General features: G+C 72.0%; 14 protein-coding genes and 2 pseudogenes. 11 read left to right on the top strand and 5 right to left on the bottom strand.

The features are described from left to right. A pseudogene (locus tag ACFVIM_RS16245) lies at window positions 1-666 on the top strand (hypothetical protein); the annotation flags it as partial. 1,465 nt (window positions 667-2,131) lie between these two features. On the opposite strand, the gene ACFVIM_RS16240 reads toward ACFVIM_RS16245, so the two are convergent. Continuing rightward, window positions 2,132-3,046: a hypothetical protein gene (locus ACFVIM_RS16240; RefSeq protein ID WP_384301575.1), complete on the bottom strand. Its 915-nt coding sequence runs from the start codon at window positions 3,044-3,046 to the stop codon at window positions 2,132-2,134. Between the two features lie 119 nt (window positions 3,047-3,165). Here ACFVIM_RS16240 and ACFVIM_RS16235 point away from each other — a divergent pair, with 119 nt between their 5' ends. The 3 genes from ACFVIM_RS16235 (at window position 3,166) to ACFVIM_RS16225 (ending at window position 10,102) form a co-directional block, all read left to right on the top strand. Continuing rightward, complete coding sequence (locus ACFVIM_RS16235; RefSeq protein WP_384301573.1) at window positions 3,166-7,671, top strand: AAA family ATPase; 4,506 nt, start codon at window positions 3,166-3,168, stop codon at window positions 7,669-7,671. A 194-nt stretch (window positions 7,672-7,865) separates the two neighbouring features. After that, a complete protein-coding gene (locus ACFVIM_RS16230) occupies window positions 7,866-8,258 on the top strand; it encodes a hypothetical protein (RefSeq protein WP_384301571.1) in 393 nt (130 codons plus the stop codon). Between the two features lie 320 nt (window positions 8,259-8,578). Continuing rightward, the gene (locus ACFVIM_RS16225; protein WP_384301569.1) at window positions 8,579-10,102 is read left to right on the top strand and encodes an alpha/beta hydrolase; all 1,524 of its coding nucleotides are present in this window, start codon (window positions 8,579-8,581) and stop codon (window positions 10,100-10,102) included. Window positions 10,103-10,440: 338 nt separating this feature from the next. On the opposite strand, the gene ACFVIM_RS16220 is transcribed toward ACFVIM_RS16225, so the two are convergent. Next, on the bottom strand, window positions 10,441-11,301 hold the full coding sequence (locus tag ACFVIM_RS16220) for a helix-turn-helix transcriptional regulator (protein ID WP_384301567.1): 861 nt from the start codon (window positions 11,299-11,301) through the stop codon (window positions 10,441-10,443). 426 nt (window positions 11,302-11,727) lie between these two features. Then, window positions 11,728-12,477 (bottom strand): Atu4866 domain-containing protein, encoded by a 750-nt coding sequence (locus tag ACFVIM_RS16215; RefSeq protein ID WP_384301565.1) that lies wholly within the window; start codon window positions 12,475-12,477, stop codon window positions 11,728-11,730. Window positions 12,478-13,012: 535 nt separating this feature from the next. Here ACFVIM_RS16215 and ACFVIM_RS16210 point away from each other — a divergent pair. The 6 genes and pseudogenes from ACFVIM_RS16210 to ACFVIM_RS16185 all read left to right on the top strand — a co-directional run bounded on the left by ACFVIM_RS16210 (window position 13,013) and on the right by ACFVIM_RS16185 (window position 19,420). Beyond that, on the top strand, window positions 13,013-14,809 hold the full coding sequence (locus tag ACFVIM_RS16210; protein ID WP_384301563.1) for a TPR end-of-group domain-containing protein: 1,797 nt from the start codon (window positions 13,013-13,015) through the stop codon (window positions 14,807-14,809). A gap of 197 nt (window positions 14,810-15,006) precedes the next feature. After that, entirely contained in the window at window positions 15,007-15,831 is an 825-nt protein-coding gene (locus tag ACFVIM_RS16205) for a MerR family transcriptional regulator (protein ID WP_384301561.1), read from the top strand. Window positions 15,832-15,983: 152 nt separating this feature from the next. After that, window positions 15,984-16,763, top strand: coding sequence for a hypothetical protein (locus ACFVIM_RS16200; protein ID WP_384301559.1), 780 nt, complete (start codon window positions 15,984-15,986; stop codon window positions 16,761-16,763). Between the two features lie 173 nt (window positions 16,764-16,936). After that, on the top strand, window positions 16,937-17,536 hold the full coding sequence (locus ACFVIM_RS16195; RefSeq protein ID WP_384301557.1) for a DinB family protein: 600 nt from the start codon (window positions 16,937-16,939) through the stop codon (window positions 17,534-17,536). Window positions 17,537-18,097: 561 nt separating this feature from the next. Continuing rightward, a pseudogene (locus ACFVIM_RS16190) lies at window positions 18,098-18,283 on the top strand (ABC transporter permease); the annotation flags it as partial. Window positions 18,284-18,673: 390 nt separating this feature from the next. Then, the gene (locus tag ACFVIM_RS16185; protein ID WP_384301555.1) at window positions 18,674-19,420 is read left to right on the top strand and encodes a polysaccharide deacetylase family protein; all 747 of its coding nucleotides are present in this window, start codon (window positions 18,674-18,676) and stop codon (window positions 19,418-19,420) included. Between the two features lie 106 nt (window positions 19,421-19,526). Here the strand turns inward: ACFVIM_RS16185 and ACFVIM_RS16180 are convergent, their stop codons facing one another. Both ACFVIM_RS16180 and ACFVIM_RS16175 read right to left on the bottom strand, forming a co-directional pair. Next, window positions 19,527-20,270 carry a DJ-1/PfpI family protein gene (locus ACFVIM_RS16180; RefSeq protein WP_384301553.1) on the bottom strand — a complete coding sequence of 248 codons (744 nt, stop codon included), beginning with the start codon at window positions 20,268-20,270 and terminating at the stop codon, window positions 19,527-19,529. Window positions 20,271-20,593: 323 nt separating this feature from the next. After that, the gene (locus tag ACFVIM_RS16175; RefSeq protein ID WP_384301551.1) at window positions 20,594-22,252 is read right to left on the bottom strand and encodes a histidine decarboxylase; all 1,659 of its coding nucleotides are present in this window, start codon (window positions 22,250-22,252) and stop codon (window positions 20,594-20,596) included. 714 nt (window positions 22,253-22,966) lie between these two features. Here ACFVIM_RS16175 and rutA point away from each other — a divergent pair. Continuing rightward, window positions 22,967-24,049, top strand: a complete 1,083-nt coding sequence (gene rutA, locus ACFVIM_RS16170) for a pyrimidine utilization protein A (protein ID WP_384301549.1) — start codon at window positions 22,967-22,969, stop codon at window positions 24,047-24,049. The last annotated feature ends 168 nt before the right edge of the window (window positions 24,050-24,217 follow it).

Raw genomic sequence — 24,217 nt, 5'->3', positions numbered from 1 at the left:
CTCCTCGCCCGCGAACTGCCCGCCGGGCAGACCGAGGCGGGCGGCCCGCTGATCCGGCTCACTCCCGCCAACAGCCACCCCGACCTCGCCCACACCGCCAACTTCCGCCGCCTCGCCTCCCGGCCCGGACTGCGGATACGGGTGATCGGCCGGCTGGACCCCGACCGGGCGGCGACCCTGCGCCCCCTCGCGGTGGGCCCCGTACCCGGCACCGAGGCCACTCTGCGGCTGCCGGCGGAGTGGGACGGCCATGCCGACCTCGGCTACGACCGCGTCCAGGGCGCCCACCTGCCGCCACCCGACGACCTCGCCCCGGCGGGCGTACTCCATGACGCCCCCCACGATCCACTGGCGCAAGCCCCGCTGTGGCGGCTGCGGCGCCTCGTCGAAGGAGCCGTCTCAGGAGGCCGCCGGGCGGTCGCCGAGCCCGCCCGCGACGGCGACCGGGCCGGTGGTGGGGCGGCGCTGCGCCGCGGTGGATTCAGGGCGGCGGCCGATCTGTCCACCGCCCTCACCACGGAGGCCGACCGCCGCACCCGCGACGTCTTCGGCCGCACCGCCGAAGGCGACCCCGACACGTACGCCCGGGTGTGGCTGGCCGCGGCGGTCTACCTGGAGGGCACCGAACAGGCGCTGGTCCGGGCGACCTGGCAGGGCGACGCGTAGTCGGCCGGTGCCCGGCGGAAGTCCACGACAGGAGCGGTGAGGCGCCCTCCACCGCTCCTCGGCGGCCCGCCGGTTCGCCGGTTCGCCCGCGATGATCGGGGCCGGATCACGCTGGATCGGGCCGGTTCGCTCGCGATGATCGGGCCGGGCCGGGTCCGGTCACTCTTCCCGGCTGGTCGGGGCGATTCCTCCACCGTAGGCCCAGTTCACCAGCTCCTCCGACGTCAGCCGCCGCCCGGGTGCGGACACGGCCTTGAGGAAGGACCTCGGCGGCACCCCGGGTGAGGCGATGCGCCGGTGGGATTCTCCCGGAGGCCCGTGCGCCCCCTCCTAAGGCATGGGCGGGAGCCGGGCGCCGTACCGGTGGGCCGCCGGAGCGTACGGGCACTCCCGGTCCGGTCCGCCGGAGTCGGACCGCCCGGTCCGGCCCGGTTTTGTTCAGGGGAAGCCCAGTTCCCGGCCAAGGGCGGCCCAATCCTTGGGTAACTCGCACCCTGGCCGGTGACGGATCCGCCGTCCGGGTGGACAGTGGTCCTGTGGGGTCGGAACCACGGTGCCGTGAAGGGGGATGCGCCCATGAAGGCGGCAAAGGGACAGAACGTGCACCGCTTGACGGGGATCGCCGTCGTACTGGTGTTGTCCGGGGCGGCGCTGACCGTCGCGGTGGAGTCCGGTCACACCAGGCCCGTAGGGCAGGCGCCGAGCGGCACAGGGTCGGTCTCCGTCCCGGCGAGGGCCCAGGACTGAGCGGGGACGGCTGATCCGCCCTACGCGGTGCGGCGTCGCGGGGCGTCCCGTCGGCGCCGCTCCTCGTGCTCGGGTCAGCAGCGCTCGCTGGAACGGGCGCTCCCCGGCCGGGGACGCCCCTCGGCGACCGCGCTCACCCGTTCGGAGCACGGGCGGACGGAGAGCCGCCGATCGCCAGGAGGGCGGGGCAAACCGTCCGTACGGACCGGGACCGGCGCGGTGTGGGCCCCGCACCATCCGGGGACGTGAGCGCGCCCCGTGCACATGGAGCCCGTACGGACGTGAACGTGACACTGGGTACGTCGGTGAGCGGGCGCGGCACCCGGCGCATCCCGGAGCGGTCCGTCGCCCCTGTCCTTCGGAGAGGCGGACCCTGGATGCCCCCTGAGCACGAACGCCCCCCACGTCCCGCCCGGGTGCCGAGGCGAGGATTCATCGGCCGGACCACGGCGATGGGCCTCGGTACCGGAGCGCTGCTCAGACCGGCCCCGGCGACCGCCGCCACCCCCGGGACAAGCGCGCCGGAGCCGTCGGTGAACAACGACCAGTGGTCCAGCGTGGACAGCAGGGTGTCGCGCTCGGTCTCCGGCAGGCTCAGCACGCCGTGCAGCAGATCCACCGTCACCTCGACCGCGGTGTCGCGCGCTGGCGACCAGGGTGGGGGGGGACCACTGCCCGGCCCGGCGCGACCGCTGCGCCCGAGCCGGGCCCGGGCGCATCAGGGCTGGCGCCGGGAAGGGTTCCGGGCGCGTGCGGCGCACGCGACGACTGCCTCTTTGTCCAGGTAACGATGGACATCGTGCGCCCTGGCGACACCGCCGTTGTGCGCGACGACATCGGTCACCCCGACCGCGAGGTGGGAGAGGCCCGCACCCTTGTTCACGACGTCGTTGGGGGAGTGGAGGTTGGTCCATTCCACCCCGGCCGGGACGGAGAGCGGAGCGCCCGGCCGGTGCACACCCTTCCTGACACAGAGCCAGCTCAGCGGGGAACCACAGGTGACGACCGTGGTCACACCGGTGCCGCCGTCGTCCGCCAGCGGTACCTCGCCCCGGCTCAGCATGTCGTAGAGGATCACGCTCCCCAGCGAATGGGCGATGACCATCCGCGCGCCCGTAGCGGTGAGCGCGTCCCGGATCCCGGAGCGCAGGGCGGTCGCCGTCTCCTCCTGGCGCAGATAGCCATGGGCCTCGCGGACCAGCCACAGCAGCCGGTCGGTCACCCCCTTGCCCGTCACCCGGTCCACGGCGTGCGCGCGCCGCCGGATCCGGGGCGTGAACCGGCTCTCCCCCAGGGCATGGCCCGCTGTCGGCGCGTCGTCCTCCGCCGCGACCGCGGCCGGGGAGTAGGCGGCCAGTGCGTCCAGGATGAAGCCTTCCTCCTCCTCGTCGACGGAAGGGACGGAAGCGCCGTCGGCCTCGTGCGGCCCCAGACGGAAGTACCGGGTGGCCGTCTGGGGATATACGCCCTGGTACGAAGGGACCGTGAGCCGTACCGGCCCGGCCGCGGCGGCGTGCCGGGACCCGGCGACGGCCGCGTCCACCGTCGTCTGCCACCGCATGCTCAGGGACTCCGTCGTGGCGGAGGCGCCCTGACGGATGCCGTGTACACCGGCGATCTGAAGTTCGTTCACCGTTCCCCCTCGAGGTCTCCCGCATGGCTTCGGCGAAACCGCGGGCCATGGTAGCCGCGCGTTCCCGAGCCGACGCCGTTGACTAGGCTGGCGCCCCGCGCGAGGAACGGAGGGGGAGCGTGGGCGGTGAAGAGCTGACCGGCGTCGTCCGGCGGCGGCTGGTCGTCGTCGCGATCGGCGGCTACGACGACCAGCCGGAGGGCTTCGACGAGGCCATCGCGGACCAGGTGGAGCGCATCACCGGCTGGCTGGCCGACCCCGCGCTCGGCACCGACCGGCGCTTCGAGGTGAGCCGGGCGCCCGCGGTCCGTACGGTCGCCGAGCTCCGCGCGTTCCTGCGCGGGGAGGAGCTCGCCGCCGCCGGATACCGGGAAGCCGTCGTCGTCTACATCACCGGCCACGGCCTGCGCCGTACCGCGCCGCGTCACTTCCTCACCCTTCCCGAGACGGATCAGGACCGGCTGTTCGCCACGGCGTTTCCCACCAGCGAGCTGATCACCGAGGTGCTCGACAGCGAGTCCGAGCATGTGATGGTGATGGTCGACTCGTGCTTCTCCGGTACCCTCCGCGCCGAGCTGGGCCTGTTGCTCGAAGCCCTGTCGAGCGACCGCCATGACCACAGGGGCACGGCGGTCATCACCGCCGGCAACCACCAGGAGCAACCCCTGGTGGGCTCGTTCACCGACCGGGTGGCGCTGGCCTGTGGACGGATGCGGGACGAGGCGGCCGGGTACACCGCCTCCCATCTCTCCTTCGCCGAGTGGGAGCAGCTCCTGGACGAGGTCGGGCGCCGCCCGAACGGCCAGGAGATGGACCTGGTCAGCGCCGAATGGATCGTGCCGCACTCGCGCAGGCGAGGACTGAGCGCCTGTCTGCCCAACCCGCGCTACCAGCCGGCCGAGGGCGCCGCCGATCCCGCGCTGAGCCAGCTGGCCCTGACCTCGGCCGCGGTGCGCGGGGCGGGCGAGGACAGGGAACGGGACCCGCTGGCGGAGTTCTGGGTGGAGCGGGCGTCCGGCCGTGCGTCAGCCGACGACCCGGGCTGGTACTTCAGCGGGCGCGCCAAGCCGATGGTCCGTATGACGGGATTTCTGGACGGTACCGGTGGCGCGCTGATCGTCACGGGTGCGGCCGGGTCGGGCAAGTCCGCCCTGCTGGCCCGGCTGGTCACCCTCTCCGACCCGGACTTCGTCACCGACCCCCGCCATGAGGCCCTGGTGGCGGCGATCCCCCGGGAGCTGCGGCCCGAGCCGGGATCGGTGGATGTCGCGGTACTGGCCCGCAACAAGTCGGCGCGGGTGGTGGTGGACGAACTGTTCACCGCGCTCGGCGGTGAGGCGCGCACACGGACCGGGAGCCGGGAGAGCGGACGGGCGGGCACCGGCGGTGAACCGCCGATCCAGGCCCTGATCCGGCTGGTGGGCGAGCGAGCCGACCGGGCGGCCGGTCCGGTCACCGTCGTGATCGACGCCTTGGACGAGGCCAGGGATCCGCTGGCCCTCGTCAACGACATCATCGTGCCGCTGGCCCGGCTCCGGCTCCGGGAGGACGGCGGTGCCGTCCGGCTGCTGCTGGGCGTACGCAGCTCTCCCGCCATGTCCTTCGCGACCGGCCCGGACCTCCGCGACGACAGGGCGGACCAGCTGCTGCGGCGGCTGACCGAGGCGCTGTCGGCCGAGGGCGTCACACCGGGAGAACTCCGCACCGACGGCCCCGACTGTCCCGGGGACATCGCCGCCTATGCCGCCACCCTGCTGACGGAGCCGGAGGACAGCCCGTATCGCGACGATCCGGCGGCCGCCACCGCGGCGGCGCGGATCATCGCGGCGGAGGTCGCACCGTCCTTCCTGGACGCCCGTATCGCCGCCGACCAGCTGCGAAGGGCCGGGGAGCGCCAGGATCTCACCGAGGACGGCTGGCTCGACCGGCTCGCCGACGGCACGACGGGTCTCCTGCGCGAGGACATCAGGGCCGTGTCCCTGTCCACCGGCATACCGGCCGACCTGCTGGTCGTGGCGCTCCGGGCGACCGCCTTCGCGCCGGGAACGGGACTCCCCTGGGGCGAGGTCTGGCCGACCGTCGCCGCGGTGCTCGCCACCGACGCGTACGGCCCTGGGTATGTGGACCGGGACACCGCCGACCAGGCCATCCGCGCCCTCCGCTCCAGCCGCCTGACCGGCTACCTCGCTACCGCCGAGGAGGACGCCCGCACCGTGTACCGGCCCGTCCACCAGCGGCTGACCGACCTTCTGGTGGCCGACCACGACTGGCTGCTGGCCTCGCCCCCGGTGACCGGATCCCGCTGGTGGCGCCCCGCCTCGCGGTCGCGGGCCCTGACCGCCGCGCACCGGGCGATCACGGAGGCGCTGGCCGGGCTGGTGCGGCGCGCCCGGCCGCACGCGGCACATCCGTACATCCGCAGGCACTTCCTGCACCACGCGGCCGCCGGAGGTGTTCTGACCGACCGGGCCGTGCCGGTGGAGCTGCTGGCCCAGGAGACCTCGCGTGGTCTGCGGGCTCGCCTCGGTCTGCCGCTGCCTCTGGCGGATCCGGAGCGCCGGAACCTGACGGCGGCCGCGATCGTGGAGCCGTATCTGGACGACAGCGTCGACGTCGCCTCCCGGCGGAGCAGTGTCGTCTTCCACGCGGGGGAGGACGGAGCATCGGCGGAGGGACCGGACCGGCCGCCGCTGACACCGGTCTGGAGCCGGTGGGCGGCTCCGGCGAACGTCCTGGCTCCACCCCGCCCGAGGACCAACTCCCTGTGCGCTCTTCCGACCATGGACGGCCGCTCCCTCATCGCCGAGGCCACGGCCCGTGGGGACGGTGTACGGATCTGGGACGCGGCGACGGGTGAGCTGACCGCGGAACTCGACGCCGGAGGCCCGCCGGACGCCCTGGTGCCCATCCGGGCCACGGGCGGGCGGACGTTCCTGGTCGCGCTGCACGTCTCCGGCGCACGGATCTACGATCCGACCTCGGGCCAGCTGATCGCCGCGGTGGCCTTGGCCGACGCCGTCGAGGTCCAGGTCCTGGAGGATGGCCCCGCGCTCTGGAAACTGCTGATCCGCGCGCGCGAGGACGCCTTTCTCTGGCGCCCGCGACGACGGCCCACTGGCCGTGAGGAACTGGTCCGGGCCAGCGGCTTCCCTGCGGTCGCGCCCGGTTTCCGGAAGACGGCCGTGGTCCGCAGGGCGAGTGGCCACGCCCTGGTCGCCGTCGCCACTGCGGAGGGGGTCCGGCTCTGGGATCCCGTACGGGGACTGATCGGACAGCCGCCCTTCGGTGGTGCCGGGGTACGCCTCCCCGCGACCGTGCCGAGACCGGAGGAGGACGATCTCCTTCTGCTCCGGAACGGGCCGACAGCCGAGCGACTTGAGGTATGGGATCCGTTCACGGGTGTGCGGGTGGCGCGCGTTCCCCGGGGCGGGCGCCGCGCGGTGGCCCTTCCCGGCGGTCGGCGGCTGGCGCGTACCCTGGGCAGCCGGATCATCGTACGAGACCTCGGCAGCGGCGAGGAGCGGTCCTTCGACGCCGACGTCCCCGCTGTCGAGACCCTCGCGGCCTGGCAGGACGGACCCTCCGCACGGCTTGTCTCGGCGGGGCCGCAAGGCATCCGGCTCTGGGAACCCGATGCCGGGTCCGGACCGGACGGGGACGGTCCGGAAGCGGCCCGGTACCGGGCTCCGGCGGGAGCGACATGGCGGCACAGCGGGTGGCCGCTGTGCCGGGTCCCCCAGCAGGCGCCCGGCATGGACGTCCTGGTCCTGGGCAGGCCCAGCGGTCTGGATCTCCACGACGCCGCGACCGGGGAGCGGCTGGGCCAGGTCGACACGCCGTCGGTCATCGCGGTGCAGCCCCTTGTGTCCCCGGGTGATGTTCCCCGGCTGGCCGTCATCCAGTGGGACCAGTGGTCCATCTGGGAGCTGAGACCCGAGCGCCCGGTCATGACCTTCTCCGCGCGCCGGCTGGGCAACGCTCCGTCGTGCGTCGCGTGGACCCCCGCGGGGCTGCCGATGCTCGTGGTCGCCGAGGACCTGCTGACACTCCGCCTGGTGCGATGGGATCCGGACGGCGGCGATGTGATGGTGTCCACCGTCGCCCCCGGTGGGAGGGTCGGACAGCCGCACGCGCTCGTCGCCCTCCCGCCACGCTCCCACGGCGACCGTACCGTCGTCGCCGCCACCGGCAGGGACAGGAGTGTCGTCCTCCTCGATGTCACCTCCGGGGACCGCGTCGGCACCCTTCCCCTGCCACCCCGGAGCGGCCTGCCCCGGCATCCCCTCGCCTTCACCGCCCACGGCCGGGTGCTGTTCGCGGCCTCGACCCGCGACGCCATCCATGTCTGGGACGCGGTCGCCGGGACCCCGCTCGCCACCTGGGCCGCGCCCGAGCCGCTGGCGCTCACCACCCTGGACCTGCCCGACGGGCGTACCTTGCTGGCCTCGGGCGACTCCGGCGGGGTCCGCCTCTGGGATGTGTGGACCGGCGAACTCCGGCACACCCTGCTCACCGGCGCCCCGGTCCGTGCGCTCGTTGCCACCAGCACGCCCACGGGCGCCGATCTCCATCTCCACGGCCCGGCGGGCCTGGCCATGGTCGCGCTGGACCAGCGGCTCCTGTGAGGCGGACTCCCGCGTGTCATCGGCATGCCGCCGGATCGGCGGCGCGCCCCTGTGGTGGAGGGCGAACCCGCCGACCGGTTCGGCCGTTTCCCGGACCACGCCGACGAACTGCGGGGGCGCAGCCGCCCGTTCGACCGGCGATCGGCCCCGAAGGGCCGGTCCGCGGGGTGCGCCGCCCACCGTAGGATCCGACGATGGAGATCTGGGCGGAGCACCCTGCCAGGGCCGATGTCGAAGCAGTCGTCCGCCGCTACTTCGACCTGCTCAAGGCCGGGCGGATCCCCGAGGCCGGACGGCTCGTCGACCACACCCCGGTCCGGCATGTCCTCAACGCGCTGTGGCGCGGCTCGGTCGGGGCGGGTGCCGATGAGGACGGGACGGACCGTGCCCTTGCTCCCGGCCAGGGGGAACAGGACGTGTCCTGGCTCGGCGAACTCCATCTCGCGGACTTCCACTGGGGTGACGGAGACAGCGGCGTCTACGTCGAAACCACCTACCGCGCGCAGGTGATCGAGGTGTCGTTGAGCTTCTGGATCAAGCCCACCGACTCCGGCTGGGTCCTCTCCGGGCCGGCCACCCTCTGGTAGCAGGACCCGGTCCGGGCATCGGCTCGGCCCCACGGACGCACCATCACCGGTCGCCCCGGCTGCCCCACCGAACCCACAGGTCGCGCCCGTGCCCAGGGCGGGCTCTGTACGGAGGCACCGGACGCGGTGTCGACCGGCGTTCGAGCGCGAAACGCGTGTCCGCGCGGACGCCCGTGCGCATAATCGAACTCACGCACGCCGTATGCCGCATCCCCTGACCGACGATCCCGCGGTCCGTCCCTCCGGACCACTGAAGAGCGCCATTCACCCTTCCAGCGAACGAAGGCACTCCCTTGCTCCTGAGACGACGCGCGACCTCCATGACCGCCCTGGGTATCGCCGCGATACTCGCCGTCCCGCTCCTCGCCCCCGAGGCCGCGGCCGCACGCACGGCTGGGCCCGGTGCGCCGGTGGCCGCGCCCGCCGCCGTGTCGGCACCGGCCTGGCACGGCTGCGGCGGCGACATCCCCGCGACCGTCGAGTGCGCGACGCTCAAGGTCCCCCTCGACCACCACAGACCGGACGGTAAGAAGATCGATGTGGCGGTGTCGCGGATCAAGGCCGCCGACCCCGGGAAGCGCCGTGGTGTCCTCGTGTTCAACCCGGGCGGTCCCAGTACCTCCGGGCTCTTCTACCCGCTGGCGCTCAGCGGCTCCCTGCCGCGCTCCGTGAAGGACCGGTACGACCTGATCGGCTTTGATCCGCGCGGGGTCGGTGCGAGCAGCCCCCTGGCCTGTGGGACGACCAACGCCGACGAGCGGAAGACGTACCGGCCCTATACGGAGGCGACGTTCGCCCAGGACGTAGCCTGGGCGCGCGCTATCGCGGACCGGTGCCGGGACCGTCAGGGGAAGACGCTTCCGCACATCAACACCCGTAACACGGCACGTGATATGGACATCATCCGCAAGGCTCTCGGAGAGCGGAGGATCTCGTTCTTCGGGCTGTCGTACGGAACCTATCTCGGTTCTGTGTACCTCCAGTTGTTCCCGGCCCGGGCCGACCGGTTCGTCCTGGACAGCGCGGTCGACCCGCAACGGATCTGGCGGAGCATGGGGCGGTCATGGGCGGTACAGGCCGAGACCATGTTCGACCGGTGGACGGAGTGGACCGCCCGCCACTCGGCGCGGTACGGACTCGGTGAGACGCCCGCCGAGGTCGAGAAGGTGTTCTGGGACATCGTGGCGCGCGCCGACCGGGAGCCGCTCGATCTGGGCGGAACCGTCTTCAGCGGAGCCGATGTGCGCGAGTACATACGCTGGGAGCTCCCGTACCCGCCGCTCGCGGCACGAACTCTGGGGCTGCTGCGGGACGCCGCCGCGGGTAAGCCCGTCCCGACGTTCCCGACCTTCGTGCCGACCGACAACGAGCTGGCGAGCTTCCTCGCGGTGATGTGCGGTGACGTCCGCTGGCCCACCGACCCGGCCGTCTACCGGGCCGATGCCCGGCGTGACAGCGTCCGCTACCCCTTGTACGGGGACTCCGTCTCGAACATCTTCCCGTGCGCGTTCTGGGACCGGCCCGTCGAAGCGGCCACCACGATCGACAACAAGCTCCCCGCGCTCATCGTCCAGAATGAATGGGACCCGCAGACGCCCCTGGCCACGGCGCTCGGCCTGCGGCGCGCGCTGAAGGGCTCCCGGCTCGTCACCGTGGACGAGGGGCAGGGCCACGGCGTCTACTCACTGGGCATCAGCGCCTGCGCCGACGCTGTCACCACGGAGTATCTGACCACGGGCGGACTCCCCGCCGCGGACATCACCTGCGCCGCCACGGCGAGCCCCGCGGACGAATCCACGCCGGGCTCCGCCCCGGTCCCGGCCCGCCTCTTCTTCGGCCGCTGATTCCCCACCGATGACCTCCGAGCGGGCCCACCCCGCTCCCGGCCTGTCGGCCGGGTGCCCCGGCCCGGACGGCGCTGACGTCGGCCACCGCGTCCCCAGTACCGTGTCGGGAACGTCCGGACCGGTATACGGAGGGCGTGGTGGCGTTCGGACATGACATCGGAACCGCGGAGGGGCACCGGTGACGGCCGATCCGACTCGGCAGACCTCCCTGCCGGAGACCGGGCCCCGTCATGATCCCCGTCTCCGGCGACCCGCGGCAGCCCCGACGGCAGCTCGTGCCCGGCGGTGCCGTGCGGCACTTCGGCGGCGGGCGCGGTCGGCCTCATGCCGCCCGCCTACGCGCGGTCGGCCACCGGGGTGGCCGTCTGGGTGTTCTTCGGCTGGGTGGTCACGGCCTTGAGTGTGTCGAAGGCCGCGGCCGTCGGGCTGGACGGTTCGGCTTGGTAGACCACCAGCTGCTGGTGCGGGGCCCCGTTGACGGTGAACGCGGCGAAGGTGATGTGCAGGTCTCCGACCTGGGGATGCCTGAGGTGCTTGCCCTCCTGGGACTTGCTCTTCACCTCGTGCAACCGCCAGATCGCGGCGAATTCCTGGCTCCGTTCGCTCACGTCCGCCACGACTTCGGCGATGCGGGCCGATCCGGGATCGTACCCGTACGCGGACCTGAGTTCGGCGACACAGGAGTGCGCGGCGCGCTCCCATTCCTGGTAGAACTCGCGCCCGGCGGGGTCGGCGAACACCATACGGGCCAGGTTGTCGAACGCGTCGAACCCGCTGTGGAGAGCCGTGGCGAGGGAGTTGCCGGCCATGATGTCGAGGGCCGGGCTGATGACGAAGGCCGGGGTGTGCCCCCATCCGTCCATCAGTCGCAGCAGGTCCCGGCTGACGTCCGTCCCGCCCCGGTCGTGTGGGCGCCGCGAGGTGGTGCGGCAGAGACGCTGGAGGTGGTCGGCGGCTTCCGCGTCCAGTCGCAGGGCCTGTGCGACGGCGTCGAGGACATGAGAGGAGGGGCTGTTCTCCCGTCCCTGTTCCAGCCGGATGTAGTAGTCGGCGCTGACGCCGGCGAGCATGGCGACTTCTTCTCTGCGCAGCCCCGGGACCCGGCGCCGGCTGTGCTCGGGCAGACCGACATCGTGTGGCTTCAGGGCTCCTCGGCGGGCTCGGAGGAAATCACCCAGAGGCGTCCCATGGCTCATGCGGCCAGAGTAGGCGCGGCTGAGCCTACGAGAACCAGCGGTCGCGCACTTTGGCGGCATGCCGCCGCTGGACTCCGGCCATGGCCGACGAAGGGCAGCGCCAGATCGCCCTCGACATCGGCGGCCTGATGAACGTCCCCGGCATGGTGGACACCGAACTCCCGACCACGTCACCGACCCCGACGCCACCAGGCTGATGGCCGACCTGATCCACGACATCGATGTCCCCCATCCCGCCGACATCGCCGAGACGTGATACGGGGGATTCCTCCCGGGCCGTGGACAGACGGCCGGGAGACGTGGAGGGGCGCTGGTCGGGCGGTCGGGGTGTTCAGCACGTGGAGGGGCGCTGGTCGGGCGGTCGGGGTGCTCATACGAGGTCGTCCTTGCGGGAAGAGGGGTGAGGGTGATGCCTGGGAGGCGAGGTCAGCCGAGCTTCATGACGTACCCCGCGTGGTGGAGTTCGTCGCCCCGGAACTCGCCGTAGGCCCAGAAGCCGAGGTCGTCCAGGTAGTCGACGCGGTCGCCGTCGATCCAGTAGCGGCCCTGGTAGGCGTGCGGGTGCCCGCCGCGGGTCTCGTCGTAGCGGCCGTCGGCGGTCAGCTCCTGGCGCAGGAAGTCGTTCCGGTCGATCCAGACACCCACCCGCGGGCTGCCGGTCAGGTCCCCGGCGGCCGGAATCCGAGCCTCGGCAGCGGTGACCCGGCCCGGGACGTCCGTACCGGCCCACAGGACCGGCCGCCCGGCGGCGACGAGTGCGCGGACCTGCTCCGGTGATGTCATCACCACGGCCACGGCGCTCGCCACGTCGGTGGCGAGCGCGTCGGGCACCACCGCGAAGTCGGTGGTGTTGCCCGGGGCGAGCGTGGCGACGTACGCCGAACGGTGGGCACGGCCATCGGCCAGGGCGATGGTGTCCACGACGGCGGGGGTGATGGTCAGTCCGGTGCAGTCGACCACGATGGCGCCGTCGTCGGCGGCGGCGGTGATGATGCCGGGCCCGACCCCCACGAGCAGGGAGCCGACGAACAGGAGATCGGCGCCGGTCAGGGTCCCGATCAGCGGGTCCATCGTCAGGATACGGGCGTTGGTGAACAGCACGGGCCGCCCCCGGTCGTCCGCCAGGATCTCGGCGAGGGCCTCGGCGTTCCAGCTGGTGGTGTCGGTGATGCCCATATATCCATGCTCCTCAGCGGTGTCCCCGCCGCGCCAGATGAGCGCCGGTGCGGGTTTCGAGGCGAGTCTCCGGCGGCTGCCTGACCACCAGGTTCGTCGCGCGGCTCCGCCGGAACCAGGCCGCCGTTATCCCGGGTGTCCCGCACCCACGATCCGCCCCGGCGCGGGGGTGCCCCTCCGGACGCGGGGTGTGGCGACGGAGAAGGCCCCGCACCGTCCGACTCATCGAGGGCGGGGCCGACGCGCCTCGCGTGGGCTGCCGCCGAGCCGGATCCCCTCGGCGCGCGGAGCCGTCCCCGGTCGTTTCCCTTCCTCGGGGTGTCACCCCCGCGGACGGCAACCAGCCGTCGACCGACCGGAGTTATGCGTACGACCCCCGGCACTGGTTCCGGCTGCTGTGGTTGTTCCGTGATCGCGGATGGGCTGTCAGTGCCCCTGCCTAGAGTTCGGTGCGCCCACAGGCTGCCGCCTTGTCGCCGTGCAGGCGCCGCAGGGCATGGGCAGACCCGAGACCCACCGACCCAAGGACCGACTGGTGCAGATCAAGAACTTCGCCTCGCGGGACAGTGCCGACCCCGCGGGCCTTCTGGTGCTCCGCTTCGCGAAGTCTCTGGACCGGGGCACCCTTCGCGCGCTGTGCGATGCCCTGGTCGCCCGGGGCATCGTCGATCCAGCGCCGGACGCCCGCTCGGGCGAACTGGTCGACCCGGAGGCGCTGGTGGAGGTGGTCGGGCTGCCGTGGCGACCCCCTGCCGCGAACCACGCCGACACGCAGCGTCGGACTCTCGTGGCGCTCGGAGAACAGTTCGCGGTCAGGACCGCCTCGTTCTTCCAGGCCCCGTACGGCCTGAGTCCTGAGATCCGGTCCGCCTACTTCCCGGAGAGTCTCACCGAGGTCATCGACGAGGACGCCGAGACCGGTGCCGCTGCTGCCGCCGAACCGGTCACTGGGTCCGGATCCGGCACGGCAGCGTCACGGATGCCGGTCTGGCGGCCGACGGAGGCCGACTCGCCGTTCCCGCTCGACGGCTACCCGGCGATCATCGAGGAACTCGACTGGTACGACTTGGGATGCGCCGTCAAGCTCGGCGGCCCACGCCTCGCCGGTGAGGAACAGGTGTTGCGGGCGTTCCAGCACCTGTGGATCGCGTCGTACGGCCAGTTTCGCCATGAGGGCCTCTCCTACGACCCGGTTCACCGCTCCGCCGGCTTCTGGATCGACCGCTGGTCGTTCCCCGGACCGGACGAGGAGACGGTCCACCATCTGCTCTGGATCGCCCGCTCGCTCCACGAGGTGCTGCCTCTGGCGCGGTTGCGCTTCCAGGGCGCGGGGATGGTCCAGAAATACGGTGCCTTCCTCGGCGACACCGGCCACCCCTGCATCCTGGCGGGCAACCCGCTGCGCGAGATCTTCCACGCCGAGGGCGAGGCGTCCGCGCTGGCGTGGACCGCGGGTCAGACCCTCTGGAGCGTCGCGGAGATCGCGGCCATGGTGACCGAGGTCATCGAGGAACAGGACCCCACCCATCCTGATGAGGCCATCACCGCCATCCGCCTGGCCGAATGGGTGATCGCGCTCGACGGCGAGCAGGACACGGCCCGCGCGTATGTCCTGTTCGCGCTGGTGGGACAGGGCCGATTCGATGAGGCGCTCGGACGGGTCCGGGACTGGGAACGACCGGGACCCGCCGTGTACTTGGCCCAGATCGCCGAGGAGCACATGCCGGACCGGGTTCCGGCGGCCCTCGCCGCTGTGCCGATGTCCGGTCTGAGCGCATGGGCGACCGGCCAGACCGTGGCGTTTCTGATCCGGGCGGTCGTGGAGCATGCTCCGGACCGGCTGGCGTCGGCCCTCCCCGCCATGAGGGAGACGGCAGGCGGAGTTCCGGAACTGGCCGAGTGCGCTCACGAACTGGCCTATGAGGGGAACTTCGTCCAGGCGCTGACGATCTACGACGCCATCATCGACGCCCCCGCCGGGCGGGCGGCGCCGATGATGTACCAGGTGGCCCTGTGGGCCGTCCAGGCGGACAACAACCACCTGCCCGTACAGCCGGAACGCCACCGGCGCTATCTGCGGGCCTGTGTGCCCCACGGCCCGGCGAACTGGGCGATCCTGTACAACGCCGCCTGTGTCTGGATCGAACTGGGCGAAGTGGAGGAGACGCTGGAGTGTCTGCGCCTCGCCCGTGCGTGCGACTCCGCACGGCCGTACCAGATGCGGGACGACCGGTCCTTCCGGAGCATCGCCCACGACCTCCGGTTCCAGCGGATCTTCGAGGATCTGGATGAGCACGGCGCCGATGAGCCCATCGTCCGCCTATCCCTCTGAGCGCAGCGGGCTCCGCGAGGCGGTCGGGGTCCAGGCGGTTCTCTGGGCGCCGTCGGCGTGGCAGGGCCGCCGCCCGGCTTGACCCTGACGTGCGGGTCAAGGGTTAGCGTCACCGTACTCCGCGGCGGACTCAGGTCAGGCCGCGGCCCGACACCCGCCCAGGAGTCCGTAGGCCCGGAACCCGCCCAGGAGCCCGTATGAGCGCAGCCCTGCCCCGCACCACCCGTGAAGTCCGGCTGGCCGCCACCCCCGAGGGGTTACCCACGGAGGAACATCTCGTCGTCGCCGAGACGCCGTTGCCCGAGGCCGGACCAGGCCAGGTACTGATCAGGAACCGGTACTTCCTGGTCTTTCCCGGCCTGCGCACCTTGATGGGAGGGGAGGTCGACGGAGTGCCGCTGCCTCCGCTGCGCGGTGGAGACACCTTGTTCGGCCCCGCCGTCGGCGACGTCGTCGCCGCCCCGGCCGGATCCGCCCTGCGCACGGGCGATGTCGTGGCGCATATGCGCGGCTGGCGGGAGTACGCGCGGGTACGGGCCACCGAGTGCACTCCCTTGGAGGACCTATGGCCTGATCCGGTCGCCTGCCTTGCCCAGGGGGCCGCGGCCTACGGCGCGCTGACCCGCCTCGCCGACGTCCGCGGGGGCGAGGTGGTCTTCGTTACCGGAGCGGCGGCAGCGGCCGGCACCACGGCCAGGGCACTGAGGTTCTACGAGCAGCGCGGGTTGCTGCCCCCGCCCGTCCGCACCACCTCGGGGCAGCGGACCTACACGCCCGGCGATGTCGCACGGGTCCGGGCGATCCGCGACCTGCTGGCCCTCGGCCTCACCGTCGAGGATCTGCGCGGCCGCGCCGACCGGCTCCATCTGCTCACCGAGTACCCGCCCCCGCGCTGTGGTCCTGGCGAACCCGGCGATGCCGCCTCCGAGGTCATCAGCCGGAGGCTCGCCGCTCTCGACGCCGAGATCAGCCGGCTGACCAGGCTTCGCGAGAGCCTCGCACGGCGGGCCGCCGGAGACTGAACGCGTACCCGCTGGAGCTCTCGGTCCGGCAGCCACCGACGACAGGGCTGGCGAGCGCGGTCACACCAGAGACCTGGAGCGCTCGCACCCGGTGCGGTGAGGCCACAGCCCGTGGGTCTTGGCCGCCCATCATGGGGATGTAGCCTGCGTAAATGGTCAATAAGTTGGGAGTGCGGCTCGGCTCCAAGGCCGCACGCCTGCTGGCCCGGCTCGGGCGCACCGAGATCCGTTCCGGGCTGACGGAGCAGGAGTTGGCCGGTATCGAAAAGCGGTTCGGGTTCGCGTTCGCCGACGATCACCGCGCGTTTCTCGCGGTGGGGCTGCCCACCGGAGGGGGGTGGCCCGACTGGCGCTACGGCCATGCCGCACTGCTTCGTTCCTGGCTTGACAGGCCGGTTGAGGACGTACTGCTCGCGGTGGCGGAGGCGGATTTCTGGCATCCGGGTTGGGGTACTCGCCCTGCCCGGCAGACGGATGCCATGGCCGGCGCGAGGGCGCACTTGGCGTCAGTGCCGCAGCTGGTTCCGGTCTACTCCCATCGCTATCTGCCAGCTGGCCGGGAATCATTCGCTCACCCGGTGTTGTCGATCCGCGGCGCTGACATCATCCCCTACGGATACGACCTGATCGATTACGTGCGTCAGGAGTTCGGCGGCCCGCAGGACAGAGCCGAAGAGGAGTGGCGGGCCGTTGACACCACAGCGGTCTTCTGGGTGGACTTCCTGTCCTGGTCCAACCAAGAAGGGGAACAGGAAGGAGCAGAGGACCACTCGCCCCTCGGTGCAGATGGACCGCGAGCGCCACGCCTCCCGGCCCGCCCTGCGGCGGGACCGGGCGGGCCGGACAGGAAGGCCCCTGCTGATACCGCCGTCACCCGGCTTCACCCTGAAGCTGGGAAGGGGCCAGTGAGCCCTCCCAGAGATGAACCATGACATGACGCCGTATGTCTCCGTCAGGATCAGAGGTTGTCTCACATGGGCAGGTTCCTGCGCTCCTGGGCAGGAGGTCGGGGCGGGTGACCATGGCTGCCCACGGGTCCGTCAGCCGGTGCGGACCAGGTACCGGATCTTGAGGCCGTGAACAGCCCATGGCAGGCTCGTGCCGCATGATCGATGAGTTCGCGAAGGACCACCTGCGCAAGAGACTGCGGCGGGACCGTGAGGCACTGCTCTGGAAGCTCGATGGTCTGTCCGAGTACGACGCGCGGCGGCCTCTGACAGCGACCGGGACCAACCTCCTCGGTCTGGTCAAACATGTGGCCATGGTCGAGGCCAGGTATTTCGGCGAGGTCTTCGATCGCCCTTCTCCGGAACCCCTGTGCCGGTGGCAGGACTCCGACGGAAGCGATCAATGGGCGGCCGAGGGCGAGACGCGCGATCAGATCACCGGGTTCTACCGGCGCACGTGGGAACACTCGGACGCGACGATCAACGAGCTCGCCCTCGACGCCCCCGGCCACGTGCCGTGGTGGTCGGAGCCTTATCCGAACACAAACCTGTTCGCCATCATGGTCCATGTCCTCGGCGAGACCGTCCGGCACGCCGGGCACGCCGACATCCTGCGCGAGGGCGTCGACGGCCGGACCGGGGTGCGCGCCGAGAACGAGCAGCCGATCGACGAGGCGGCCCGTGCGGCCTCCTTCGCGAAGATCGAGCGGGTCGCCAGGACGGCCGCACCGACCACGCCCGAGAAGGCCGTCCCATGACGTGATGTTCGAGCGGTATGTTGCCGGCCGTGAGTGCTGATCTGTCGAGGCGTCTGGTTCCTGATGAACTCTGGGGGCTGTGCCGAGCGGCATTGGCCGCCGACGCTCGGCACGTCCTCCGTCAGCGTGCGTCGCCGCTTCACGATAGGGACCGAGGCCGGTCCAGGGCGCCGACCGCGCCGGGCGGTGCTGGACGAACTCGGGGCCTGGGGCGAGGTGGACTGGACGTCGGGGATCGTCGGCGCGGCCTCCGTTCGCGTCAGAAAGGGGGATCGCTGACCGGGCCGAGCCCGGTCGATCGCGGAAAGAAGGGGAGCAAGCCGCACGTGCTGTCCGATGCCCAGGCCTCCCACTCGCCTTCGCCGTGTGAGGCGCGAACACGTAGACGACAGCCTCGCCCTCAGACCGCTCGCGTCGAGGGACGCGTCGGCGGTGCGGTGGATCGCGCTGGCCGAGCGGCTGCGGGTGCTGCGCGAGTTCCAGCCGACGATGTCGCCGGGCCGGACCTGGCGGGCGGCTGAAGCGGCGGACGCGGCGGCCTACGAGGACGCGGTAGGCGAGATGCCGGGCTGGTTCCAGCCGGTCGCCGAGTACCAGCCGTTCACACCCGCGATCGAGACGCTGCGCGGTCTGCTGCTGGGCAGCGAGATCGGCACCAGCGGCTGGCTCACTCTGGCCTGGTGCGTGGCCCTGGCCGTACTCGGCTACCAGTGGTCGAAAGCGCTGTTCAACCGCGCGTCGCGGTGACCCCGAGCACGGGCTGACATCCCCCGCAGCCCGTAGGGCCCCGGGGCGGTGCACTCCGCCCCGGGGCGCCGGCCGTCCGGCGTCCGGTCCACCTCAACGGCGGCCCACGGTAGGGGCGTTCCCCGCCGGATCCCTCCCGCGGAGCGCCCACGGAATCAGGCGTTACCCCTCGGCCGCCGGGCCTGGTCGCGTTCAATGGTCCTCGGCCGCTTCCGTACGCACGTACGGAACGATCCGGCCTCGCGCGGAACGGACGAACAGGGGAACGGAGAGCGGGGCCGGGCACCTCACCCGGCGGCGTACGGTCCGGACAACGGCCCGCGGCTTCCCCGCTCCGGTCCCTGGTGGTCCTGACCGCGACGGTTTCGCCGATGGAGAGGGAGAACGACCATGCACGGGCACCGCGGATCCAGTTCCAGGAGATGGCTCGGGACGGCCTTGGCGCTGCTGATGGCGGCGGCCGCCCTGTCGCCGGGGACCGCCCACGCCGCTGTGGCGGACGACGACGACCCCCCGCGCCGGTGCTCCGCCGGATATGTGGCCCTCACCTTCGACGACGGTCCGACGGAACTCACCCCCGCCTATCTGAAGGCGCTGCGCGACGCCGGACAGGTCCGCGCCACCTTCTTCGTCACGGGGAGCCTCGCCCAGGCGCGGCCCGACGGCACCCGGCGGATCGTGGCCGAGGGCCACCACGTGGGCAATCACTCGTTCAGTCACCCGGACCTCGTCCAGCTGGACGAGGCCGCCGCGTTCACGGAACTCCAGGACACCAGCCGGATCATCCGTGCGCAGACGGGCCGCTCGCCGAAGCTCTTCCGGCCGCCGTTCGGGAGCACCGACGCCCGGACCCGCCAGCAGGCGGCCCGGCTCGGGATGACCGAGGTGATCTGGACCGCCGACACGGTCGACTGGAGCGGCATCCCCGCCGAGGCCATCACGGCGAAGGCGCTCACCGTACGGGCCGGGGGCATCGTGCTGCTCCACGACGGCCTGCCCGCGACGCTCACCGCGATACCGGCCATCGTCCGGGGGCTCGCCGAGCGCGGGCTGTGCCCGGGGCGGATCGTCTCCTCCCCGACTCCGGTGGAGGCATGGCCGGGGCTGACGTTCCACGCGAAGGCCGCACGCTGGTGACCCGGTAGGTCCCCGTCCCGCGCCTGGACGGGCACGGGACGGGGGCCGGTTCACCCACGGGCGACCGCCGCCCGGTCCGGCGATCGGCCGCGCGTGCCGAGGGCCCTCACTCCCGGGCCCAGACCGTGCCCCGTGCCTCGTACTCCATCATGCCCTCCAGCGACAGGGCCGTCTCCGGGCCGAGTTCGCGGCGGACCAGCCAGAGGGCGAGTTCCAGCCCGGAGGTGATGCCGCCCGCGGTCACCAGGTCCCCGTCGTCCACGACGCGGGCGTTCTTGAGTACCCCGCCCTGACGCTCCAGTTCGGCGCGGGCCCCCTTGTGGGTGGTGCAGGGCCGGTTCCGGGTCAGCCCGGCGGCCGAGCAGAGGATGACACCGGTGCAGACGGCCGCGATCGTCAGCCCCGGCCGTACGGCGGCGGCGAGGGCCCGTGGCAGGGTGCCCCGGGCGATCTCCGCCTGGACGCCGGGTTTGTCCGGCCGGGCGTAGCCGCCGCCGGGCACCACGAGGATGTCGGCCTCCTCGGGGGCCCAGCGGTGTATCCCGCCGACGGCCGTCCCGAAGGCGCCGGTGACACCGGAGAGCCGGGACGCGGAGACATAGCGCACCTGCACCGCCCGCCGGGTGAAGAACCCGGCCGCCGAGAACACCTCGTACGGGGCCGCGAAGTCCAGCTCCTCCACCCCGTCGAACATCACCACCTGCACCCGCAGCGGCCCGCCGCGCCCCTTGTCCGCCCCCTCGGGCCGCTCCCGCGCGCCGACGGGTGCCCCGGTGGCAGCGGCGGCGGCGGTGAACGCGCCGGTGGCGCCGAGCGCGGTGGAGGTACGGAGCAGTTCTCTGCGCTTCATTCGGTTCTCCTGTTGGGGGAGGGGAACGGGGTACGGGGGAGAAGTCGGCCGCCGACCCCGCCGGGTTCCCACCAACCTGCCGGTGGCGCAGTGGGTGAGCATCGGCCGCTGGAGGACGCACCCGGCGGCCGCCATCGAACGCCCCCTCCTTCACGCCGGGGCGGGCCGGCGAACTCCAGCACCAGCGATCCGCTGGCCGGAACCGGGCCCGGGGCCCTCGCTCTGCCCCGTCCCCGCCGCCCGTGTGCCGCCGCTCCGGCGTCGGGGTGGCTGGCGGGTGCGCGCCCGCCGTGGACGGAAGGGGTCTGATGTGACGCGCGGGGTCAGGTCTGTCCGGGGAGGAGGGGACGGACGGCGCCTTCCTCGGTGCTGCGGTCGAAGGCGCCGGGCTGGGAGAGGTCGTCGAGGAGTTCGTCGATGAGTCCCCGGGTCACATGGGGCATGACATAGACATGGCTGTAGTCATGGCGCCGTCCCCCGAGGTTGAGGGGGACGCAGGCCAGGGTGTACTTCGTGGTGATCTCGGCCCGGGGCTGCTGGAACCAGATGCTCAGCGCGTGGTCGCCGTGCCCGACCTCGATGCCGTCCTCCGCCCAGGGCTCACCGCGCTCCTGGAGGAGATCGCTCAGTTTCCTGAGCCGGTCGGCCGTGTACGTGGCGATGGCGAGTGCTTCGGCGGCCTGCCGCGTCTGTTCCTCCTCGCCGAGTTGGGCGAGGTGGTTCCACATCGCCAGGGAGGCGAAGCCGCTGCGGGATCCGGCGAAGGTGCTGTCCGGTGAGGAGACCACCGCCGGATCGGACGGCGGGCGCAGTTTGAACCCGGCGCGGGACAGATAGATGCCCGTCGGCACGGGGGCGCCCGGGTACTTGTGCCCGCTGGTGACGATGGAGGACACCTCGGGCACCCGGAAGTCGAAGACGGGTGGCGCGCTCTCGACCAGACCCGCGTCGCGGGCCCGCTCCAGATAGGGGGCGTAGGCGCCGCCGAGGGCGCCGTCGACATGGACCCAGTACCCGTTCCGTACGCTGATCCGGTCCGGGTCGTCGGGGTCGAAGCGCACCGCGCGGTCGATCAGGCCGTACGTCTCGAAGACGGGCCGGAGCCGGGCACAGGCGGTCGCGACATCGTCGTAGGCGCCCTTGAAGACGCTGCCGACATTGAAGTTGACGAGGACGGGGTGGCCCTTGGCGGCGAAGAACTCCACGAGCGGGACCAGGGCGTCGATATCGACCGTTCCCGGACCCTCGTCACCGCCGGTGGTGGGCACACCGCCCAGCGGCCAGCCGTTGTAGGTCCGGGTACGGGTGCCGGACAGGTCGATCGGGCACTCGCCCGGGTAGAGACTGCCGCCCAGGTCGTAGAAGGTCGGGAGGTCCAGGACCCGCATGGCTTTGATGTGGGAGTAGTGGGTCTCCTGGGAGAAGAAGGCCACAGGGGAGTAGGCGTTGGGGTTGTCATCGGGGTGTCGGGCCCGGAGGTAGGTGGTACGGCAGCTCGCCTCTCCGGAGATCTCGTCGCGCACCAGGGCGTTGCCGTCGAGGTAGTCACGGGCGTTCCACAGGGCGTAGAGGTTTCCCTCGGTGCTGCCCATGGAGAGGACATAGCCCCAGGCGTCCTCGGGCCGGGGACGGGCGGGATCCTCGGGTAACGGGGCGTGCCACAACCGGGCGTAGTGGCCGAGCACCGCGCGCTCCAGCCACCGCGAGTGCAGGCTGAAGTGGCTGTCCACGAACGGATCCCCGACGTTGTTGATGTGGTGCCGCAGAAAGCGGCCGAGTGAGGCGTGGCCGTCGAGGGAGAGATTGACCTGGTAGCCGAGCATGCGGGCGCGGTGCCGTTCGAGATGGTCGTCCAACCGGGCGAGGACCGCCGTGCGGCGCTCGTCGGTGAAGGGTTCGCTGCCGAGGCGGAAGTCCTCGTCGGACGGCGGTGTCCATGGTGTTCCGTCGGCGGCGGGAGTGTCGTGGGGTGTGGAGGTCATCGGGTCTCCGTCCATCTGGGCGTGGCCGCACCCCGCCGCCGGGTTCCGCTGGAGCGGCGGCGGGGTGCCGGGATCCACTGGGCTGTCAGGGGGCGGGCCGTGAGGCGAGGGGCCTGTGGCCGGCGCGGGAAGGGTGCGGGCGGGCGGGGGCGAGGGATGCCCCGGCCGGTCCGTTGCGCTGAACCGTGACGACAGAGTGCGCTGAACCGTGAGAACCGCGACTGCGCTGAACCGTGAGGACCGACTGCGCTGAACCGTGAGGACCGACTGGGCCGAAACGTGACGACGGAGGTCGGCGGGATGCCCGGACGGTGCTGTCCGCTGCCCGGCGGCATCATGCTAGGGGCGATGTATGAGGATTGTCCCGATAATCTGACGTTTACTTAAGCCGCACTCCTTTTGGTGAATCGCGGGCTGGACTGGCATGGATCGAGCCGGGAGGGCGGGCCGGAAAATCGCACGCACGCTCGGACTCCGGCCGGGGGAGGGGATCGCCGGTGGCCCGCTCGGCGCTCCGGGCGGCCCGGTCCGTGGAGACCTCCCGCGGTGTGCCGGTGAGAGCCTGGCGAACGGTCCGGTGCCGTCCGGGGTGTGAGCCGAGGCCGCGTGCCGTGGTGTACCGCCGTGTGCCAGGGGCAGGATGCGTCCGCGCGGGGATGGCGGTCAGGCACGCGGCGGCGGGGGACGAACCGCCCCGGGGACATGAGGAGCGGCATGGACATCGGAGTGTTCCTTCCGATCGGCAACAACGGCTGGCTTATCTCGAAGAGCTCTCCGCAGTACATGCCGACCTTCGAACTGAACAGGACCGTGGTGCGGCGGGCCGAGGCATACGGATTCGATTTCGCGCTATCGATGATCAAGCTCAAGGGGTTCGGTGGCGAGACGGAGTTCTGGGACCACTGCCTTGAGTCGTTCACACTGACGGCCGCGCTGGCCGCCGTGACCGAGCGGATCAAGCTGTACGCCTCCGTGCCCATCCTCGCCCTGCCGCCGGCCATCGCCGCCCGGATGGCCGTGACCGTCGACGCCATCGCCCCGGGCCGGGCCGGGGTCAACATCGTCACCGGCTGGGCGCCCGCCGAGTACGCGCAGATGGGCCTGTGGCCCGGAGACGGGCACTTCGCCAACCGCTACGCACGGGCGGCCGAGTACGTCACCGTCATGAGGCAGTTGTGGGGCGAGGGCGTCAGCGACTTCCAGGGCGAGTTCTACGGCATGGACGCCTGCGTGCTCTCGCCGCGTCCGGCTGGCGGGCATATCGATGTCCTGGCCGCCGGGCAGAGTGGTACGGGGATGAGGTTCGCCGCCGAGTACGCCGACGGGAACTTCATCCTGGGCCGTGGGGTCAATACGCCGCTCGCGCTCTCCGAGGCCGCCGCGGCCCTGGCGCACGAGGCCGGCGGAACCGGTCGGGACGTGGGCACCCTCGCGCTTTTCATGATCATCGCGGCTGAGACCGACGGAGCCGCGCGGGCGAAGTGGAAGGACTACCACGACAACGCCGATCTCGCGGCGCTGGGATATCTGGTGGACGAGACGGCCAAGGACACGGAGGCCGACGACGCCTCGACCGCGCGAACCGTCGCGCTGCCCGAGGGTGCGGTGAACTTCAACATGGGAACGCTCGTCGGGTCTTACGAGAGCGTCGCGCGCATGCTGGATCAGGTCAGCGGGATCGACGGTGTCGCGGGAGTGATCCTGGTCTTCGATGAATTCCTCGAAGGGGTGGAGGACTTCGGCACCCGTATCCAGCCGCTGATGACGTCCCGTACCTCCGGCCCGGGGCGAGCGTGACGGACCGGCGGTCCCGGCCCGGCGGCGGGGACCGCCGCTTCGCGCCCGGTGCCCCCGGCCGCCGGACCGTCTGATGCCCCTCGTCGCCGGGCGGGTACGGGCCTTTCCCTCGCGCCGCCTCGTGCCCTCCGCCGGGGATCGGCGCGCGCCGCCCCGCTCGGCCATGCG

It is taken from the genome of Streptomyces sp. NPDC057638, from assembly GCF_042800315.1.
Classification (GTDB): Bacteria; Actinomycetota; Actinomycetes; order Streptomycetales; family Streptomycetaceae; genus Streptomyces.
Note: the sequence above shows the minus strand (reverse complement) of the source record. Positions and strands in the feature narration are given on the sequence as shown.

Excerpts from the sequence above, each read along its gene's own strand:
- ACFVIM_RS16230 (WP_384301571.1), top strand. The coding sequence starts at position 7,866 with ATGGAGATCTGGGCGGAGCACCCTGCCAGGGCCGATGTCGAAGCAGTC.
- ACFVIM_RS16225 (WP_384301569.1), top strand. The coding sequence starts at position 8,579 with ATGACCGCCCTGGGTATCGCCGCGATACTCGCCGTCCCGCTCCTCGCC.
- ACFVIM_RS16220 (WP_384301567.1), bottom strand. The coding sequence starts at position 11,301 with ATGAGCCATGGGACGCCTCTGGGTGATTTCCTCCGAGCCCGCCGAGGA.
- ACFVIM_RS16215 (WP_384301565.1), bottom strand. The coding sequence starts at position 12,477 with ATGGGCATCACCGACACCACCAGCTGGAACGCCGAGGCCCTCGCCGAG.
- ACFVIM_RS16205 (WP_384301561.1), top strand. The coding sequence starts at position 15,007 with ATGAGCGCAGCCCTGCCCCGCACCACCCGTGAAGTCCGGCTGGCCGCC.
- ACFVIM_RS16200 (WP_384301559.1), top strand. The coding sequence starts at position 15,984 with ATGGTCAATAAGTTGGGAGTGCGGCTCGGCTCCAAGGCCGCACGCCTG.
- ACFVIM_RS16195 (WP_384301557.1), top strand. The coding sequence starts at position 16,937 with ATGATCGATGAGTTCGCGAAGGACCACCTGCGCAAGAGACTGCGGCGG.
- ACFVIM_RS16185 (WP_384301555.1), top strand. The coding sequence starts at position 18,674 with ATGCACGGGCACCGCGGATCCAGTTCCAGGAGATGGCTCGGGACGGCC.
- ACFVIM_RS16180 (WP_384301553.1), bottom strand. The coding sequence starts at position 20,270 with ATGAAGCGCAGAGAACTGCTCCGTACCTCCACCGCGCTCGGCGCCACC.
- ACFVIM_RS16175 (WP_384301551.1), bottom strand. The coding sequence starts at position 22,252 with ATGACCTCCACACCCCACGACACTCCCGCCGCCGACGGAACACCATGG.
- rutA (WP_384301549.1), top strand. The coding sequence starts at position 22,967 with ATGGACATCGGAGTGTTCCTTCCGATCGGCAACAACGGCTGGCTTATC.